1 protein-coding gene is annotated in these 419 nt (G+C 63.7%); it reads right to left on the bottom strand.

What is annotated here, in order from left to right; translation table 11 throughout:
- Positions 1 to 70 precede the first annotated feature (70 nt).
- The coding region (locus EOA29_RS40375) for a helix-turn-helix domain-containing protein (RefSeq protein ID WP_127222603.1) at positions 71 to 419 on the bottom strand (349 nt) is incomplete at its 5' end.

Here is a 419-nt window from a genome sequence, read left to right as displayed (position 1 = left end):
GTATGAGTAGTGAGTATGAGTAGAATTTCGGTTCGAACATTTGTTCAATCCTCGCTCCGTTTACTACCTACTACTCACTACTCACTCTTTGTCTCCGCCAAGCCGCCGGCGACACCCCAACCGCCTGTCGAAAGAAGCGAGAAAAGTAGGCCGGATCATTGAAGCCGGTCTCGTAGGCGATGTCCTCGACCGTCCGGATGGTGAAGAGCAGCAGGCGCTTGGCTTCGACCAGGCGCCGGTCGCCGATCGCCTCGCGCACGCCCGCGCCGAGCACCTGGCGCGCGGCCTTGTCGAGCAGGTGGCGGGTGGTGCCGAGTTCCTCGACATAGCGCTCCACCGGCCAGTCCTCGCGGAAGTGCTGGTCGATCAGCCGCCTGAGCCGCCCGCCGAGCGCCACCGCCGCCGGCACCGCGATGGCA

This window comes from Mesorhizobium sp. M1E.F.Ca.ET.063.01.1.1, assembly GCF_003998155.1.
In the GTDB taxonomy this organism is placed as follows: domain Bacteria; phylum Pseudomonadota; class Alphaproteobacteria; order Rhizobiales; family Rhizobiaceae; genus Mesorhizobium.
This window is presented reverse-complemented; position numbering and strand designations above follow the sequence as displayed.